The organism is Methylobacterium sp. TK26, from assembly GCF_055361565.1.
This window is the reverse complement of sequence record NZ_CM143965.1, coordinates 1,137,501-1,152,359: the sequence shown is the minus strand read 5'-3', so window position 1 is coordinate 1,152,359 and position 14,859 is coordinate 1,137,501. Positions and strand designations below refer to the sequence as shown.

Here is a 14,859-nt window from a genome sequence, read left to right as displayed (position 1 = left end):
GGGAGATGGACTGTTGTTCTGATGTAACCCGAGATTGCATCTTCGATTGAGAGGTGATGCAACTCCAAACAGTGTGATCGGTCGCTCAGTGTCCGCTCAATTTTGACTTGCTCTGTGGTTTTAGGAGCTTATCGGGTGTTAGAAATGATCGTAAGTTGTAAATAAGCGATTTATTAACCACGAAATCCTATTCCTGTCCCCGGAACGCAGAGCCGAAGCGGGGACCGTAGGTCGTATGAAGGGTCGCGCACAGATGATCGGCGCGGCACTCCTGTGCGCCGCGGCCACCGCAGCGCCGGCCGCCGAACCCCTGTCGGACATCCCCGGGGCCGGGCTGCGCGGGACTTCCGGGATCGTGGTCCGGGGCAACGACCGGCTCGTCGGCAGCGAGAGCGCCGCGCCGGACTCCCTCCCCGCCGGGATGGTGAGCCTCGACCTCGTGGACGTGCCCCTGCCCGTGGCGGCCAAGGCGGTGCTCACCGACACCCTCGGCTGGGGCTACACCCTGGACGCGGAGGCCGGCGGGCCGATCACCCTCCAGACCGGCGGGCCGGTGAGCCGCGCCGCCCTGCTCGCGCTGTTCGAGGGCGCCCTGTCGAGCCGGGGCCTCGCCCTCAGGCGCCGGGGCCGCATGGCGCAGATCGTGGCGGCGGGGGCGGGCTCCCTGCAGCCGGTGCGCGGCGTCGGCGCCGAGGCCGGCGCCGTGGTGGTGCCCCTGCGCTGGATCTCGGCCGCCGAGATGCAGGCGATCCTGGCCGCCGTCGCCCCGCGCGAGGTGGTGCTGCGGGCCGACCGGGCGCGCAACGTCCTGATCCTCACCGGGGATGCCGGCCAGATCCGGACCCTGCGCCAGACCATCGCGGTTTTCGACGTCGACTGGATGCGCGGCATGTCGACGGCGATGCTGCCGGTGCGCAGCTCCAATCCCCGGGCCATCGCCCGCGACCTCACCCAGATCTTCGGCGGCGAGACCGCCGGGACCGGCGACGTCATCCGCTTCGTGCCGAACGAGGCCCTCAGCGCGGTGCTCGTGGTCACGTCGCGGGCGGCCTATCTCGACCGCGCCCGGATCTGGCTCGGCGAACTGGAATCCCTCGCCGCCGACCGGGAGCGGCAGCTCTTCGTCTACCGGATCCAGAACCGCTCGGCGAAGGAACTCGCCGCCGTGCTCCAGAGCGTCGTCGCCGCCGAGACCGGCACCAGCGTGAACGTCTCCTCCGGCGCCGGGTTCGGCGCGGGTGGCCTCGGTGCCGCCGCCGGCGGGGCGGGCTTCGGCGCGGACGGATCGGGGATCGGGGCCGGACTCGGCACCTCCGGCTTCGGCGGCGATCCCGCAACCGGGTCCGGTGCGCAGGCCGGGTTCTCCGGCGGCCCCTCGGGTGGGGTGTCGGGCGGGGCGGGAAGCCTCGCCGCCACGGCGCCGCTCGGCGGCGGCGGCGGGTTCGGCCAGGGCGCCGGGGCGCAGCCGGCCGGATTCGGGGGCGGGGCGCCGGGCGGGGCCGGCTTCGCCTCGGGCTTCGCGAGCGGCTACGGGGCCGAGGCCGGGGGCGGCTACGGGATGGCGGGGGGCGGGATGGCCGCCGGCCTGCCGCGCCGGGACATGATCGGCATCGTCGCCGACGAGACCAACAACAGCCTCGTCGTCTCCGCGACCCGCAACCAGTACGACAAGATCCTGCGCATCCTCGGGCGCCTCGACGCGATGCCGACGCAGGTGCTGCTGGAGACCGTCATCGCCGAGGTGACGCTGAACGACCAGTTGCAGTTCGGCGTGCAATGGTTCCTGCAGAACCGGGGCGACCGGCTGAACCTCGCCTCCAACGCCTCGGCGGGCCTCGCGGAATCCGCCGTGCCCGTCACCGGCACCGGCACCGCCGTCAGCGGCACCGCCGCGCTGATCAGCGCCGCGACGCGGGGCATCCCCGGCTTCAACTATCTGATGAGCGGCTCGAACTTCAACGTGGTGCTGAACGCCCTGCAGGGCATCACCACGGTGCATGTCCTGTCCTCGCCGAACATCACCGTGCTCGACAACCGCACGGCGAAGCTCCAGATCGGCGACCAGGTGCCGATCGTGAGGCAGAGCGGCCAGAGCGCGCTCGCCGCCGGCGCGCCGATCCTGAACCAGATCGAACTGAAGGACACGGGCGTCATCCTCTCGGTGACGCCGCGGGTGAACAAGAACGGCCTCGTGGTGCTCGACATCAACCAGGAGGTCAGCGACGTGGTGCCAACCACCACCTCGACCATCAACTCGCCGACCATCCGCCAGCGGCGGGTGGCGACCAGCGTGGCGGTGAACGACGGCCACACCCTGGCGCTCGGCGGCCTCGTGCAGGAGAAGTCGCAGCTCTCGAACGAGAGTCTGCCGATCCTCGGCGACCTGCCCCTCATCGGCACCGCCTTCCGCAACCGTTCGGACATCCGCGTCCGCACGGAACTGATCGTCTTCATTCGCCCGAAGGTCATCCGCGGCACCGCCGAGGCGGACAGGATCGCCGACGACTTCCGGCAGCAGTTCCGGGCGATGATGCCGGTGCGCCCGGTCCCCCCGCCCCCGCCCATGGCGATGCCGCTGCCCGGCACCGAGGGCGTGCTCCGGCGCATGATGGACTAGACGAAGACCCCGCCCATTCTTCCACCGGGGCGTAAATTCGCGTATTGTGCGGAATGGACCGGGCTTCCACCCGCTCCTTATAGCCAACTCTTCTTGCGCGAAGCCTCATTCGACACCGCATTACGCTCGGGGGAATCGGGGATCGCGCGGGAGTTCCGGGAGCGACCGCGCGCGATGCGGAGAACGAGTCACGAGGGCGTGTCGTGCGCCCCCCATCACCTCTACACACACGCCGAATGGCACGATCCGCACATCGCCTTCGCGCGGATCCACGCCCTCTCCGCCCTCGCCGGCTCCGCCTTCGAGATCCTGCGGCCCGTCTTCGGGCGGCACGCGGTGGAGCGCCCGATGCCGGCGGCCCTCGACGGGCCGTCGCCCGGCGACATCGCCGCGCTGCGCGCCCATTACGCGGACGTCAACCGGAGCCATGCCAGCGCCAGCCCCTCCTATTGGGTGCGGATCCGGAGCGCCGTCGTCTGGCGGAACATGATCTTCGTCGAGGCCGGCGGCGACACGATCCCCCTCTACGAGACCTTCCGGATCATCGACAGGCAGGAGCGGGGCGGCGCGGTCGCCGAAGAGTTGAAGGGCCACGCCATCCTGGATCTCGACAGCGGCGGCGCCGACGTGATCTTCTACGGCTCGGTGGGATCGTTCAATTACGGCCATTGGCTCGTCGACGACTTCCCGCGCTACGCCGTGCTCGCGGAGGCGGAACGGCCCCCGCTGTGCCTGTTCTCGTCGTTCGACCCGGCGATCGACCGGATCCGGCAGGAGGGCGTGGCCCTGGCCGCCGGGCCGCAGGCCTGCGCCTGCCGCTTCGTGGACCGCGACATCCCCCTCAGGGTGCGCGACCTCCTCTACGTGACGCCGTGCTCCGAGCACCCGTTCGTCAAGAACCCCCAGGCCCTGGCCTACCTGCGGGATCTCGGGCAGCGCGCGGCCCCCGCCGCCGCGTCGGGGCGGCGCCTGTTCGTGAACCGCGGGGAGCGGTGGCCCCGCCGCCTGAGCAACTTCGCGGACCTCGCCCCGGTCCTGCGCGACCACGGCTTCGAGGAGATCGTGACGGACGACCTGTCGCTGCGGGAGCAGATCGCGGCCTTCGCGGGGGCGGGAATCGTCGCGGGCATCATGGGGGCCGGCATGACGAACACGGTGTTCAGCCCGCCCGGCACGCCGCTCCTCTGCCTCGCGCCGAGCGGCTGGGCCGAGCCCTTCTTCTGGGACGCGGCGGCCGCCTGCGGCCAGCCCTACCACGCGCTGTTCGGCGTGCCCGACGCGGACGACCCGCGCCCCCTCCACCAGAAATCCTTCTCCGTCGATCCCCAGGCGCTGGCGGCCATGCTGAAGCGCCTCACGACCGAGCGAGATCGCGCACCGCTCACGCTCCGGCGGTGATCGCGCCGTCGAAGATCTCGCGCGCCTGTCGATACGCGGCGTCCACTCCCTCCACGAAAATCGCCCGGCTGCGCGCGCGGAAGCATCGCTCCACCTCGGCGACGGCCTCGCCGATGCCCGGCAGGTCCATCAGGACCCCGATCTCCGCCTTCGTCCGCAGGGAGATACCTTCCGGAATGGGCCACGAGACGATTCTAGGCGCACGGTCCATCAGGAAGAACGTCTCGTATGACTTACCGGCGAAAGAAGGCCCGCCGGCCTTGGAACGCTCGATCTTGAAGGCGTACTCTTCGAAGGATTTATTATAATAGTGGTTGATCCGCGCATAGTGGAATCTGGGATCGGTATCGACACCGCCCATGTAGATGGGATCGAGATTGCCATTCACGCACCAGTTCCTGGCAGGATCCGGGATATGGACGGCCCACATGGTGCTGACGCTCGCCAGATGAACGATCGATTTCACATGTGAGTGGAAGAAACCGGACCGGAAGATCTCGTGGATGAGCCCGGCCTGCCGTTCGATGATCCCATCGGAAGGCATCCAGAACCAATTCAGGCAGATCGCCAGGGGGGTCTGAGCGGGATATCTCTCACGCAGCGCCGCGATCAATCCGCCGACCGTATGGCCCGCATCGGCGTGCGGGATGAGAAATTCGTCAGCGTCGAGATAGGCGACCCATTCGTAGTCCCTCAACTCGTGCAGGAAGTGCAGGGAATGTTCGAAGGCCTTTATCTGCGGATGAAGGCCGGGCACGAATCGGTTTTCGATCAGCCGGATGACGCCCTGCCGGTGCAGGAGCTGCAGGAGGCCGCTCGATCCATCCGTGTTGTCGTTCGTGTAAAGGAAGATGCGCTCGAACCCGATCGCCCGGCAATGGGCGATCCATTCGACGAGGTAGATGCCCTCGTTCCGCACCGTCGCGACGACCGCCGCCGTCTTGCTCGGCTGGATCCGGCGCAGCATCGCGAAGTTGGCGCGCTTCCACTCGGACCAGGGCGCGGTATGGTCGACCAGCCCATCATAGCGTTCATCGATGACGTCCGGGCGCTGGTCCGGCTTGGCCGCGCGGTCATCCCGCGCAACTTCCAGTATGTTATACTTGTAAAGATCGTCCAGCACGAGCACGTACACTTCCGATGACGACGATGTCGTATCGCATTGCATTTCATGTTGCCAAACGGATCTTGCTCGCCGCGTCAAGTCACGCGCAGGCTCGTCCTCTCTATGGCCTCAGGGCGGGCGGGGCATCCGCGAACGGGGCCGGGCGCAGGGTCGCCGGGCGGCCGAGGAACGCGGCCTCGTAGCGTCGCCCGCGCTGGACCACGGAGACGCGGTCCGCGTGGATGTCCGCGACGCGCCAGTCGCCCCTGCCCTCGCCCGCCGCGAGCCAGCCCTGGGCGCCGCTGCCGTCGTCGATGAAGGCGCTCGCCCGGCCGCCGTCGAGGCGCAGCCCGCGCAGCACCAGGACCGGCGCCGCCGGGTCGGGCCGCAGGATCAGGTCGCGGCTGCCCTGCGCCGTCCAGGGGCGGCGCTCGGGGTCGAAGAGCGGCCGGCGAACCGCCGAGCCCTCGGCCTGGGCGGGGGCGATGGAGGCCGCGCGGGTCACGGCCGGGATCTCCTCCGCCGGCATCGCGAAGGCGGCCAGCGCCGCGAGACCGGCCAGGGCGCAGGCGCTGCGCGATCCCCAGCCGCTGGCGGCGAGCATCCGAATGAGGGCCGTCACGGTGTCCTCCGGGGCGAGGGCGCGGGCGACGCGACCACGCCGCGCGTGACGAGGGTGAGGCGCATGAGCGTCGGGCGGCCGATCTCCCCGTCGGCCGGGCGCTCGATGCCGAGGTCGGCCTCCTCCAGGGCGACGAGGGGCGCGCCGGTCTCCAGCGCGAAAACCAGCCCGTGCAGGCCCTCGGCCGTGCCGCGCAGCATCCCGCGCAGGCGCGGCAGGTCCGGGCGGGCGGGATCGGGATCGAGGGTCGCCGCGTCGATCACCACCGCCCTATCCGCCGCCAGGGCGTCGAGCCGGGCGCGGAAGGCGGCGAGCAGCGCCTCCCCGTCCGCCGCGACCAGCGGCGGGACGGATTCGGGCCGGGACGCCCGCTCCCGCGCCCGGTCCAGGCGGTCGCGGGCGGTCTCGAGGGCGGACGAGGCGTCGAGGGAGGACGAGACCGCCCCCGCCCCGAGGGCGAGGAGCAGCCCGCATCCGGCGAGCCGCACCAGCAGCGGCCGCAGGGCGAGATCCGGCAGAAGCGTCACGGGCGGCCCCCCCGGTCGGCGCGGGGCAGGCGCACGGTCATTCGCCGCGTGCCCCCTGCCTCGTCCTCCGCGCCCTGCAGGACCGGCGGCCCGAAACCCGGCACCCGGCCGAGGGCGGCGAGTGCCCCCGCCTCGTCCCGCGCCGAGAGGGTGACGAGCGCCCCCGTCCCGTCGAGACGGAGGCTCACCGCCGAGGCCCCGTCCGGCAGGGCGGCGGCCAGGGCGTCCCAGGTGCGGGCGAGCGGTGGGGCGCGGGTGGCGAGGATGGTCGAGAGACCCGCCTGGACCGGCGGCGCCACACCCACGATCGCGTGGCGGGCGGCGGCGAACCCCTCGTCGAGGGCGGCGAGCGTCGCGTCCTGCTGCGCCCGCCAGCCCCAGACGGCGACCGCGAGGAGCAGCCCCGCCCCGAGCCACAGGGCGGCGTCGCCCCTGCCCGCGCCGCCGAGCAGGGCCGGCAGGGCCCGGTGCCCGTGGCTCAGGAGATCGACCGGCAGGGTCTGGTCCTCCGCGCGGCCCACCGCCACCGGCCCGACCGGCAGCCCGGCGGCGGCGAGGGCGTCGAGCACCGGATCGAGCCGCGCCCGCTTGACCACCACGTGCCGCACCCGCAGGGCGCGCGCGGCGACGTCCTCGCCCTCCACGAACCAGTCGCTGTAGACGCTCGCCGCCCGGAACGGGGTGGCGGCCTCCAGCTCCTCCGCCAGCAGCGCGCGCATCCGCGGCAGGGCGGCGCTCGGCACGTCGAGGCAGCGGATGAAGCAGGCGGCGGGGTCGAGGAGCACCTTGGCCCGCATTCCCCCGCGCCCGCCCGCGACCGCCGCGATGCGCTCGGACAGGTCCGCCGCCCCGGCCTCGAACCGGTAGGTCCGCGCCACGCCCTCGCGGCGGTCGATCACCGTCACCGCCGCGTCCCCCGGCGCGCCGAGGCGCACGGTGAGGGCGGCGGGCAGGCGGTCGGCCCGGGGCTCCGCGAAGCCCGACAGGTGCACCGCCGCATCGAGGATCGGCCGCAGCCGCGCCGCCCCGGCCAGCCAGTGGCGGAACGCGGACGGAACGGCGGATGGGGCGCTCACGGTCAGGCTCCGGTTCATCGCATGAGCCTTCGTTAAGCCTCCGGTATTGCTAACCGCTTAAGGTTGTAGTGACGAAACCTGATTCCACCGCGTGGGGATCGCCGCGACATCCATCCCATCCCGATCCTCATCCTTCGAGGCCCGCCGGGGCGGGCACCTCGGGATGAGGGGGATGGATGGGACCATCGGGGCCTCCTCCCAGCCCTTACGGGACGACCGGGCGATGCTGAACATCTGGGCCGCCAAGAGCCGCCCGCTGCGGGCGGTGCCCGACCGGCGCGGCGACCGGCGCGGGGCCCGCGACGCGGCGCGCGACTTCATCGCCTTCCTCGCCGAGCGCGAGGCGCTGGACGCGGCCGGGCACGAGCGGGCGCTCGCCGCCCTCGACCTGCCGGGCCGGCGCGCCCTGCCGGTGCTGCTGGTGGAACTCGGGCTGATCCACGAGGCGACCCTCGTCACCGCCCTGTCGGAGGCGACGGGCCTGCCGATCCTCGACCCCGAGGAGATCCCGCCCGCCCCCGTCCTGCCGGAGGCGATCGGCGCCGAATACTGTGCCCGCGCCCGGATCCTGCCCGTCGCCGCCGGGCCGGACGGGCTCACCGTGGCCGTGGTCGATCCCTTCGACCCCGAGACCGTCCCGGCGCTCGAACACCTCGCCGACCGGCCGGTGGAGCGGCGCCTCCTCGGCCCCGGCGGATTCGAGCGGGCGCACCGGGCCGTCTACGGCGATGCCGCGCCGGAGGAGGACGGCGCCGTCGACGACGACCTCGCCCGCCTGCAGGACGTGGCGAGCCAAGCGCCCATCGTGCGGCTGGCCGCCCGCCTCGTGCGCAAGGCCTTCGAACTCTCGGCCTCGGACATCCACCTGGAGGCCGAGGAGGCCGACATGCGGGTGCGCTACCGGGTCGATGGCGTGCTCATCGAAGCCGAGCGGCTCGCGAAATCCGTGCAGCTCGCGTTGACCACCCGCATCAAGATCCAGGCCGGGCTCAACATCGCCGAGCGGCGCCTGCCCCAGGACGGGCGCATGAAGGCCCCCGACCGGGGCCAGGAGGTCGATATCCGCGTCTCGACCCTGCCCACCGCCCATGGGGAGAGCGTGGTGCTGCGCGTCCTCGACGGCTCCCGCCGGGTGGAGGATTTCTCCGATCTCGGCTTCGACGCCCCGGCCATCGCGCGGATCGAGGCCATGACGAACCGGCCGAACGGCCTCGTCCTCGTCACCGGCCCGACCGGCTCGGGCAAGACCACCACCCTCTACGCCGCCCTGAAGCGCCTCAACGGACCGCATCTCAAGGTCGTCACCGTCGAGGACCCGGTGGAATACCGGATGGCCGGCGTGAACCAAGTGCAGGCCCATCCCGGCATCGGCCTCGACTTCGCCGCCGCGCTCCGCTCCATCCTGCGCCAGGACCCGGACGTGGTCATGGTCGGCGAGATCCGCGACGGCGAGACCGCGCGGATCGCCGTGCAGGCGTCGCTGACCGGCCATCTCGTGGTCTCGACGCTGCACACCAACTCGGCCGCCGCCGCCGTGACCCGGCTGATGGACATGGGCGTCGAGCCCTATCTCATCGCCGCGACCCTGAACGGTGTCGTCGCCCAGCGCCTCGTGCGCCGCCTCTGCGACGACTGCGCCGAGCCCGTGCCCGGCACGGAGCGGGACCGGATCGCGCTGGGGCTGCCCCCCGGCAGCCCCCTGACCCTGCGCCGCCCCTGCGGCTGCCCCGCCTGCAACGGCACCGGCTACCGGGGCCGGATGGTCGTGTCCGAGGTGATGCTCCTCGACGGGGACTTGCGCGGGATGATCGCCGAGCGCGCCGGGGAACGGGCCCTCGCCGCCCACGCCCAGGCCGGCGGCATGACCTCCCTCGCGCAGAGCGGGCGGGCGCTGGCGATGGCCGGACGCACCAGCCTCGACGAGGTCGGCCGCGTCCTCGAGGGGATCGCCTGATGGGCCATTTCGCCTACAGGGCCTACGCCGCCGACGGGCGCACCCGCGCCGGCAAGGTGGAAGCCGAGACCCGCCAGCGGGCCGTGGCGCTCTTGCAGGGCGAGGGGCTGCGCGTGTTCGCCATCGAACCCGCCGCCGCCGGGCCGGACGCCTTCTGGAAGCGCGACCTGTTCGGCCGCGACCGGGTGAACGATGCCGCCCGCGTCGCCTTCCTGCGGGAATTCGGCACCCTGCTCGGCGCCGGCCTCACCGTCGACCGGGCGCTCCGGCTCACCGAGCGGCAGGCCTCCAAGGCCCTGCGCCCCATCCTCACCGACCTGCTGGAGCGGGTCGTCGGCGGCGCCTCCCTGTCGCGGGCCATGGGCGCGCATCCGCAGGCCTTCCCGCAGGACATGGTCGACATCGTCCGGGCGGGGGAGGCCACCGGCACCCTCACCGACGTCATCGCCTCGCTCACCGCCTCCATCGCCCGCCGCGACGCGGTGCGCCGCCACCTCGCCTCCGCGATGATCTATCCCGGCCTGCTGGTGCTGATGGCGATCGGCACCGTCGCGATGATCGTCGGCGTGCTGGTGCCCGCGCTCGCCCCGATGTTCGAGGGCAGCGGGCAGGAGCCGCCCTTCGCCATCCGCGCCGCCGGGGCGCTGGGGGATTTCGTCTCCGCGTGGTGGCCCGTGCTCCTCGGCGGGCTCGCCGCCGCCCTCGCCCTGGTGGCGCGGAGCTGGCGCCGGCCCGGCTTCGCCGCCGCCCGCTCGGCGCTGGCCCTGCGCCTGCCCCTGGTGCGCGAGGTCGTGATCGGCATCGAACTTGGGCGGATCTGCCGGGTGCTGGCCACCCTCCTGCAGGCGCAGGTGCCGGTGCCCGATGCCGTGGCCGCCACCAAGCCGCTCGCCGGCAACCGCGTCTTCCGCCTCGCCCTCGACGAGGCCGGGCAGCGCCTCGTGGAGGGCGGCAGCCTCGCCTCCGGCCTCGGACGCCTGCGCCCCTACGCCCCCTCCACCCTCAACCTCATCGCCAGCGGCGAGCAGGTGAACCGCCTCGGCAGCGTGCTCGGCCACGCCGCCGAGATGCACGAGACCCAGACCCGCCAGCGCATCGACGGGATGCTCGCCCTGTTCACGCCCCTCGTCACCGTCGCCATCGGCGGGTTGATCGGCGGGCTGATCGTGTCGGTGATGGGGGCGATCCTGAGCGTCGGGCAGCTCGCGCAGTAGGAGCGAATAGGGAGTAGATGGGGCGGTGAAGCGCGGTGCGGGCCGCCTCATGTCAGGCCCCTATTCGCTACTCCCTATTCGCTATTCGCCCTCACGCCACTGGCGTGAGGAGCAGCGCCGCGTGCAGGCCTAGCGCCAGGAACGGCCCGAAGGGCAGGCGCGTCGTCGCGTCGAGGCGGGCGAGCACCACCACCACGAGCGCCGACAGGCTCGCCACCAGGAGGACGAAGGGGAGACCGGCGAGGCCCGTCCAGGCCGTGGCGGCGGCGAGGAACTTCACGTCCCCGAGCCCCAGCCCGATCCGGCCGCGCAGGCGGGCATGGAGCGCCCTCACCCCCCAGAACAGGCCGAAAGCGACCGCCGCTTCCCCGGCGCGCAGGAGCACGGAATCCGGGTCCTGCCAGGCCGCGAGCCCGAGCCCGGCGGCGAGCAGCGCGAGGTTCAGCCCGTCCGGGATGATCCGCCGCCGCAGGTCGATCCAGGCGATCGGCAGGGTGAGAGGCAACGGAGCGAGGGCGAGGAGGAGGTCGGCGGGGGGCACGGGCCTCAGGCTCGGGCGGCGCCGACCCGCACGAACTGGCTCGCCGGGATGCGCGCGGGGCGGGACGCGGCCGGAGCCGCCCCGCCCCGGCGCAGGGCGCTCCATTCGCGCAGGTGCAGCCAGAGGGTGTAGGCGCCGACGGAGCCCGCCGCCACGCCCGTGAGCCAGAGGCCGATCAGCGTCCCGTAGGCGACGACGTTGTTCAATTCGCGCATCAGCCCCAGCACGAAGGCGGTGTACCACGACACCCCCGAAACCGCGCCGGAGACGAGGAAGATGCCGGTGCGCGCCCCCGAGATGCCGTCGAGCATCGGGCGGCCGACATCGCGCAGGATGCCGGGCAGGACCGCGCTGTGGATGATGAGCCCGTTCAGGGTGAGCACCACCACGACGGTGATCTTCGCCCAGAGCTTCGGGTTCTGCAGCTTCTCCGGGGATTCCGCCGCGTAGACCGCGAGGAAGCCGAGCCCCGACAGCCACAGCAGCACGATGCCCACCGTGCAGACCTTGCTAACGAACAGGAAGATCCGCGCGATCTCCGGCGGCAGCCCGCCCCAGCGCATCCAGCGCAGGATCCAGAAATCGAGCATCGTCGCCCCGCCGAGGCCGAAGCACAGGCCGACGAGATGCAGCCCCACCAGCAGGGTGAGCACCCGCACCGGCGGCAGCGGACCCGGCAGGGCGAGGGTCAGCGGCTCCGCCAGCGCCGGGCTCGCGCCCAGGAGGCCGAGCATGAGGCCCGCGCCGATGGGAAGAACAAGGCTCGCGCGCAAACCGCTCATCGTCTCTGCCGGCCCTCGCGGGCCCGTCCCTCCGGGAGTGCGATGGTTTTGTCGCAGGACGGCGTTAACAAAGGTGAAAACCGGCGACGGAACCTGCCGCGAAAACCACCGATCGACCACTCTCGCGCCAGCGAAATCTTTAGAAAGCCCCGCCATCATGCCTGCCTATAGACGTCGTGATTGTCGGAGCCGGGAGATGAACGGGACCATGGGCCGCGCGGAGGCCGGGGAGGCGGGCTTCTCGCTGGTGGAATTGCTGGTGGTGCTGGCGATCATCGGCATGATCGCGACGATGGTGACGCCGCAGGTGCTGGGTTATCTCGGCCGGGCCAAGGGCGAGACGGCGCGCATCCAGGTGAAGAACATCGCGCAGGCGGTGGAGCTGTATTACCTCGACCTCGGCGGCTACCCGAGCTCCGACCAGGGCCTCCAGGCGCTGGTGCAGCCGACCGGCCCCGGCTGGCGCGGCCCGTATGTGCGCGACGCGCGCGGCCTGGTGGACCCGTGGGGCCACCCCTACCTCTACCGCTCACCGGGCCTCGGCGCGTCGCCTTACGAGGTCTATTCGCTGGGCAGCGACGGCAAGATCGGCGGTTCGGGCGAGAGCGCCGACGTCGCCAGCAACTGAGGGATCCCAAAGGACGCGTCCTTTGGTGGGGTCCAGGGGCAAGGCCCCTGGGCTCTTTGTTTTTTTATGTGTCCCCGCCGCCAGCCAACCCATACACGGCCTCCCCGTGCCGCCGGAGGGGCCCGCCCTCGCCCGAGCGCTTCCACAGCCGGGTGTTGAGGGCCGCCACGGGATCGCGACCCGGAATGGCGAAGCCCCGCGCGATCAGGGCATCGTGGATCTCCCGCGCATGGAGGGGCTGCCCGGCCTCGTGGATGACGGCGCAGGCGGCTTCGACGAGGGCGCGGCCGTAGCGGCGGGCGCCGGTGGGATCCTCGGCGAAGGCGACGGGCTCGGGCGCGGCGGGTCGGCGGACGCGGGTCGGCGGGGCGGGGGCTTCCCTCTCCTCGACGGGCTCCGGGGCAGGCCCGGGGGCGGGCCGCGGGATCCCGGCATTCAGCCGCCGGCCGAGTTCGAGGTAGAGGACGAGGTCGGCGATCTCGCGGTCGAGGGTTTCCCGCTGCCGCCTCAGCTGCGCCAGCCGCTCTTCCGCCTCGTGTTCCGAGAGGCCCATTCCGTTCCCACCGCGTCAATTCCCTGCACGGAATAACGGAATAGACTGCCCCTACGCAACGGAATAATCCTCGTTCCCTGCCCTTATTCCATCTCTTCCATCGTCTTCTCTGCGATCTTCCGTTTCGTTCCCTTCCGGGGGGGAACGAGCAGGGCGGTCTCGTCGGCGGGGGAGAGAACGAGCCCGTTCTCATCGAGGCTCGCCGGCAGTTTGGGGAACACCTCCTGCAGGTGGGCGAGGTCGGCCTTGAACCCCTGCCGGAAGCTGCGGATCGAGGCGTTCTCCGCCCCGAACTGCTGGTGCAGGTTGCTCCAGGTGAGCCGCAGGGGCCGGGGCAGCGCCCGCAGGCGGTAGCCGAGCCAGAACAGCAGGTCGAGCTTGCGCGCCGAGCCGGAGAACGCCTTCGCCGCCCGCATGTCGACGGGCAGGGCGTGGCGGATCAGGGTCTCGTAGAATTCCTGGTCGAAGCGGACGGTGCGCCCGCCATCCTGCACCTCGTCCCCCTCTCCCGCGCGGGGGCGCCAGAGTTCGAGGCTGCGGAAGGGCGGCACGTTGAGGGTGGTGGCGCTGTCGCGCCCGTCCCACAGGCCGATCTGCATGGTGCAGGCGGCCAGCCGGTTCAATTGCTCCTTGAACTGGCGGATCGTGCCGCGCTCGCCCCCGGTCACGGCGAAGCCCATCTCGCGCATGAAGCCCGAGAGGGTGTCGGCCACCTGCACCACGGCGCTGCGCTGGCGCACGGCCTCCGTGCAGAGGTGCAGGAGCATCAGCCGCGCCTTCGGCCCGTAGGGCAGGCCCTGGGGCTCGAAGGCGCCCGTCGCGGGGTCCTTGAGCCGGCCGGCGATGAGGTTCAGCGAGTTGCGCCCGTAGGTCCGGGAGAATTCCCGCACCGCCCCGGGATCGCGATAGGGCAGGCCGCACAGGGCCAGCACCGAATGGATATGCTGGAGGTTCTCCGGCAGGGCGGGCTCGTTCTCGATGACGAGGCGCACCGCGTCCCGCCGCCGCTGGTCGCGGGACAGGTCGGCCCGGCGGGCCTCCTCCTCGCCCTGCGCCGCGCGCGTCGCGTCGCGCTCCCGCTGCCGGTGGTGCAGGTGGGCGACGATCGGCGCGAACAGGAAGCCGCCCCGGGCGGCCTCCAGCTCGGCCAGGAGGTCGGGATCGCGGATCTCCGCGACCATTGCCTCGATCCCCATTGCGTCCCGTGCTCGAACCCCGGCCCGCATCGGACGGACCACCGGTAGGACATGGCACGATTCGCGGGCGCGGGGCGTGACCGCGGCGGACTTGTCCCGGCAATCCACGTTTCCCCCGCCACGCTTCCCCAGCACGCTTGCCCCGCGCGGGTGCGGAGCGGGGGCGCATCGTTCCGAGGCTCACGCAGAGTTCGATACGCCCCCTTGTCCCCGAACTTCACACCCTTCCCTGCCGATCGACGCCGAATTGCATACGCGGCCACGCAGAATCCCATGCGCTAGGGCGCCGGCCGGGCGCAGACTCCCATACGCATCCGCGCAGAGTTCCATACGTATCCGCGCAGAGTCGGATACCGGAATGGGCCTCAACCCCTTGGTCGGACAGGAGGAACGGCACGGGCATATAACCTGCTGAACAGACTCTCTGATAAAGATGGTTTGATAGTTTTCCTAATGCGCGCGAGGATCGTTCGCCAAACCGGACGGAAAGATCGGAAGGAATGAACATGTTTTGAAGGGAATAACCCCGTTTCGTCCACAGAACGGGGCGCGTGAGACGACCCGAGCAAGCTCCGACTTGACGAAACCCGAGGCGAAGGCTTCACCCAAGGCTCATTCCTCCAGGCATGGTTCGAAGGAGCCCGCC

General features: G+C 71.6%; 13 protein-coding genes. 5 read left to right on the top strand and 8 right to left on the bottom strand.

Annotated features, from left to right (window positions below; genetic code table 11):
• The first annotated feature begins 235 nt into the window (after nt 1-235).
• Nucleotides 236-2,617 (top strand): type II secretion system secretin GspD, encoded by a 2,382-nt coding sequence (gene gspD / locus ACXJ1Y_RS05680; protein WP_463849146.1) that lies wholly within the window; start codon nt 236-238, stop codon nt 2,615-2,617.
• A gap of 174 nt (nt 2,618-2,791) precedes the next feature.
• Nucleotides 2,792-4,015, top strand: coding sequence for a glycosyltransferase family 61 protein (locus ACXJ1Y_RS05675; protein ID WP_463849145.1), 1,224 nt, complete (start codon nt 2,792-2,794; stop codon nt 4,013-4,015).
• On the opposite strand, the gene ACXJ1Y_RS05670 is transcribed toward ACXJ1Y_RS05675, so the two are convergent.
• From ACXJ1Y_RS05670 to ACXJ1Y_RS05655, 4 genes are all read right to left on the bottom strand, one after another.
• Entirely contained in the window at nt 3,999-5,144 is a 1,146-nt protein-coding gene (locus tag ACXJ1Y_RS05670) for a glycosyltransferase family 2 protein (RefSeq protein ID WP_463849144.1), read from the bottom strand. The genes ACXJ1Y_RS05675 and ACXJ1Y_RS05670 overlap by 17 nt on opposite strands.
• Nucleotides 5,145-5,241: 97 nt before the next feature.
• Nucleotides 5,242-5,742, bottom strand: coding sequence for a hypothetical protein (locus ACXJ1Y_RS05665; RefSeq protein ID WP_463849143.1), 501 nt, complete (start codon nt 5,740-5,742; stop codon nt 5,242-5,244).
• Entirely contained in the window at nt 5,739-6,269 is a 531-nt protein-coding gene (locus tag ACXJ1Y_RS05660; RefSeq protein WP_463849142.1) for a hypothetical protein, read from the bottom strand. The genes ACXJ1Y_RS05665 and ACXJ1Y_RS05660 overlap by 4 nt, the downstream gene beginning before the upstream one ends.
• Nucleotides 6,266-7,345 (bottom strand): hypothetical protein, encoded by a 1,080-nt coding sequence (locus ACXJ1Y_RS05655; RefSeq protein ID WP_463849141.1) that lies wholly within the window; start codon nt 7,343-7,345, stop codon nt 6,266-6,268. Before ACXJ1Y_RS05655 ends, ACXJ1Y_RS05660 begins: the two co-directional genes overlap by 4 nt.
• 172 nt (nt 7,346-7,517) lie before the next feature.
• Between ACXJ1Y_RS05655 and ACXJ1Y_RS05650 the strand changes: the two genes are divergently transcribed.
• Entirely contained in the window at nt 7,518-9,299 is a 1,782-nt protein-coding gene (locus ACXJ1Y_RS05650; protein WP_463849140.1) for a GspE/PulE family protein, read from the top strand.
• On the top strand, nt 9,299-10,513 hold the full coding sequence (locus tag ACXJ1Y_RS05645) for a type II secretion system F family protein (protein ID WP_463849139.1): 1,215 nt from the start codon (nt 9,299-9,301) through the stop codon (nt 10,511-10,513). Before ACXJ1Y_RS05650 ends, ACXJ1Y_RS05645 begins: the two co-directional genes overlap by 1 nt.
• A 91-nt stretch (nt 10,514-10,604) precedes the next feature.
• Here the strand turns inward: ACXJ1Y_RS05645 and ACXJ1Y_RS05640 are convergent, their stop codons facing one another.
• Nucleotides 10,605-11,054 (bottom strand): prepilin peptidase, encoded by a 450-nt coding sequence (locus ACXJ1Y_RS05640; RefSeq protein WP_463849138.1) that lies wholly within the window; start codon nt 11,052-11,054, stop codon nt 10,605-10,607.
• A gap of 5 nt (nt 11,055-11,059) precedes the next feature.
• Entirely contained in the window at nt 11,060-11,836 is a 777-nt protein-coding gene (locus ACXJ1Y_RS05635) for a hypothetical protein (RefSeq protein ID WP_463849137.1), read from the bottom strand.
• 196 nt (nt 11,837-12,032) lie between these two features.
• Here ACXJ1Y_RS05635 and gspG point away from each other — a divergent pair, with 196 nt between their 5' ends.
• Nucleotides 12,033-12,464 carry a type II secretion system major pseudopilin GspG gene (gene gspG, locus ACXJ1Y_RS05630; protein ID WP_463849136.1) on the top strand — a complete coding sequence of 144 codons (432 nt, stop codon included), beginning with the start codon at nt 12,033-12,035 and terminating at the stop codon, nt 12,462-12,464.
• A 64-nt stretch (nt 12,465-12,528) separates the two neighbouring features.
• On the opposite strand, the gene ACXJ1Y_RS05625 is transcribed toward gspG, so the two are convergent.
• Nucleotides 12,529-13,017: a hypothetical protein gene (locus ACXJ1Y_RS05625; RefSeq protein WP_463849135.1), complete on the bottom strand. Its 489-nt coding sequence runs from the start codon at nt 13,015-13,017 to the stop codon at nt 12,529-12,531.
• A gap of 83 nt (nt 13,018-13,100) precedes the next feature.
• Nucleotides 13,101-14,213 carry a replication protein RepA gene (locus tag ACXJ1Y_RS05620; RefSeq protein WP_463849134.1) on the bottom strand — a complete coding sequence of 371 codons (1,113 nt, stop codon included), beginning with the start codon at nt 14,211-14,213 and terminating at the stop codon, nt 13,101-13,103.
• Nucleotides 14,214-14,859 lie beyond the last annotated feature (646 nt).

Bases quoted from the DNA above. Each gene is read 5' to 3' on its own strand.
- gspD (WP_463849146.1), top strand. From the start codon at position 236: ATGAAGGGTCGCGCACAGATGATCGGCGCGGCACTCCTGTGCGCCGCG.
- ACXJ1Y_RS05650 (WP_463849140.1), top strand. From the start codon at position 7,518: ATGGATGGGACCATCGGGGCCTCCTCCCAGCCCTTACGGGACGACCGG.
- ACXJ1Y_RS05620 (WP_463849134.1), bottom strand. From the start codon at position 14,213: ATGGGGATCGAGGCAATGGTCGCGGAGATCCGCGATCCCGACCTCCTG.
- ACXJ1Y_RS05645 (WP_463849139.1), top strand. From the start codon at position 9,299: ATGGGCCATTTCGCCTACAGGGCCTACGCCGCCGACGGGCGCACCCGC.
- ACXJ1Y_RS05675 (WP_463849145.1), top strand. From the start codon at position 2,792: ATGCGGAGAACGAGTCACGAGGGCGTGTCGTGCGCCCCCCATCACCTC.
- ACXJ1Y_RS05635 (WP_463849137.1), bottom strand. From the start codon at position 11,836: ATGAGCGGTTTGCGCGCGAGCCTTGTTCTTCCCATCGGCGCGGGCCTC.
- gspG (WP_463849136.1), top strand. From the start codon at position 12,033: ATGAACGGGACCATGGGCCGCGCGGAGGCCGGGGAGGCGGGCTTCTCG.
- ACXJ1Y_RS05625 (WP_463849135.1), bottom strand. From the start codon at position 13,017: ATGGGCCTCTCGGAACACGAGGCGGAAGAGCGGCTGGCGCAGCTGAGG.